This is a genomic window from Vibrio anguillarum (genome assembly GCF_001989995.2).
GTDB classification, from domain to species: Bacteria; Pseudomonadota; Gammaproteobacteria; order Enterobacterales; family Vibrionaceae; genus Vibrio; species Vibrio anguillarum.
Genome location: NZ_JAHGUP010000150.1, coordinates 1 through 402, shown reverse-complemented (window position 1 = coordinate 402; position 402 = coordinate 1). Strand labels below are relative to the sequence as shown.

Genomic DNA, 402 nt, shown 5'->3' with positions numbered 1-402 from the left:
TGGCATACCTTGATATTTTTGGATAAAACGAGCCACGGCGATAAATGGCTCATGACTGTATTGTTCAAAGAACAACCATTCGTACATTTTAGCCTTTTCATATTGGTCACTAGGAATTAACGCTGTGCCATCTGCAAAATAGCCAAGAATTGCGTTCGACTCTGACAAACAACGACCATCATCCAAAACAACTGCGGGTATTTTTCCGTTTGGGTTAATGGATAAAAACTCGGCTGTTTTTGTGTCACCTTTTAAAATATTGATGTGATGCCATTCATGTTCAATGCCTAAGAAGGCAAGCAACAGCTTGACCTTGTAACAGTTTCCAGATTGGATATCTCCATAAACCTTCACTACAAATCTCCTTTTGTAAACTCAAAAACACATAACGCCCGGCTAAGG

The 402-nt window shown here is 39.6% G+C and carries 1 protein-coding gene; it reads right to left on the bottom strand.

What is annotated here, in order from left to right; translation table 11 throughout:
* Window positions 1-354 (bottom strand): glutathione S-transferase N-terminal domain-containing protein (locus PL85_RS17990; protein ID WP_215809365.1); only part of this gene is annotated, 354 nt, incomplete at its 3' end.
* Window positions 355-402 lie beyond the last annotated feature (48 nt).